This is a genomic window from Microbispora sp. NPDC004025 (assembly GCF_053604425.1).
The window spans coordinates 1-1,770 of the sequence record NZ_JBSGHN010000042.1; the positions used below are offsets into that span (position 1 = coordinate 1).

At 70.2% G+C, this 1,770-nt stretch carries 2 protein-coding genes; both read right to left on the bottom strand.

Going from position 1 to position 1,770, the window contains the following annotated elements; all coding sequences use genetic code 11:
• A partial coding sequence (locus tag ACWEQG_RS38980; protein ID WP_452292679.1) for an RICIN domain-containing protein occupies nt 1–727 on the bottom strand: 727 nt, incomplete at its 3' end.
• Nucleotides 728–1,579: 852 nt separating this feature from the next.
• On the bottom strand, nt 1,580–1,770 hold a 191-nt coding region (locus ACWEQG_RS38985; RefSeq protein ID WP_452292681.1), incomplete at its 5' end, for a hypothetical protein.

A 1,770-nucleotide genomic window follows, 5' to 3' on the forward strand; every position in this document is an offset into this window, starting at 1 on the left:
TGTCGTCGACCCGGAAGATGTCGATGTCGGCCAGGTCCTGCCACAACACCGGATTGGAGTACGTCGACGACGGCGGCCACGGCCCACCCGACGGATCCCCCGACGGCGAGGCCGAAGGCGATGGTGACGGCGACGGTGAAGGCGACTGATCGGAGACGCTCCCGACGCGGACGAGCTGCCACTGCTGATTGTTGCCGCCCCAGTCGGAGTACTGCACGATCTTGCCGCCGTCCGCGGTGGAGGCGTTCTGGACCTCGACGGCCTTGCCGCTGTTGCGGTTGATCAGCCGGACGTAGCCGCCGGAGGAGTCGGCGAGACTGAACTGCTGGTTGCTGCCGTTGTGGTCGCTCCACTGCACGATGTCGGCGCCGTCGGCGGTGGAGACGTTGTACACGTCGAGCACCTTGCCCGAGTGCCGCGACTGCAGGCGGTAGTAACCGCCGCCGGAGTCGACGAACCGCCACTGCTGGTTGTTGGCGTTGCTGCGCGTCCACTGCACGAGCGACCCGCCGTCGGCCGTGGAGAAGTTGTACACGTCCAGGGCCTTGCCGCTGTTGCGGTTGACCAGCACGTACCAGGCGTTCGTGTCGACGGTCGCCGCGGATGCCGGCGCCGTCCACGCGACGGCGCCCGCGAGGACGGTCGCGAGCGCCGCCAGGAGACATGCGAAGACGGTGACCGGCGACCGTCGCCGGTCACGCGTCGCGCGAGTGGGGGGTGCGTGCATCTACTCTCCTCTGCAGGGTGGAGACACGGCCGGCGGGCGGAGACGCCCGCGACGCGCTCCATGGACTCACCGCCGGTGCGGGGGAAGCGTGTCCCCCGCACCGGGGCGGTGTCCCGCCGGGGAAGGTGGCGGGGGTCAGCGGGCCCAGCCGCCGAGGCGGCCTGTCGTCGCCGCCCGGGTTGGAGTTACGGCCCTGGTGGTGGTGCCGCATGGCGCGGGCGGCTGAGGTCAGGGCGGCTGATGTCAGGGCACGGTGACGCCGGTGCCGGAGGTGGTCGTCGGCGACGCGGCCATGGGCGCACCGGCCCGGGAAGTCAGGCGATTCGCACCCGATATGTGAGCGCTAACAATTGCGAGCCAGTGCTCCTCTCCCATCGGCGACGGGCGTGGTGGTGGTGTAGCGGATCAAACCTGACCCCCCAAGCGGTGTCAACGCACGCTCCCGCTCGCGTCGCGGTCCCCATGAAGGCGGGGGCGGCTCACCTGCTCCTGTCCCGGGTGTGAGAACGCCGCCCGGAGTCCGGGCGCGATGAAACTTTCATCGGCTGCGGCGTCGCTTCGCCACGTGTCAGGCGCCGCAGGAAACTTACGCCGAGCCGTCATCCCTCCCACCTGTGTGCATGAATGGCCCGCACCGGAATGGTCGCGAAACTTTCTCGACATGCCCTTGACACATTTCGTGATGCTTTCCCACACTGCTCCCCAAGGCGGCTTCCTCCTGCCGGGGTCGGTGGTGCGTGGCAGGGGCCGCAGTCTCGGCGCGACGACGGATCGCGTGTGTTTTTCCGCGGGCGTCTGCCCGCGTTCCCTCATTGATCTCGCAGTGGAGGCTCAGGCATGGGCGAAAATCCCTCACCGGCCGGCCCAGTACCCGCCAGTGCAGTACCCGCCGGCCCAGTACGCGTCGGCCCAGTACCCGCCGGCACGACTCGGCGCCTGTCCGGCGCGACCCGCCGGGTGCTGGTCGCCGGCGCTCTCGGCGTACTCGGCGCGGTCACCGCGCTGGCGGCGACCACGCCCGCGGGCGCCGCCGCCGGCACGCT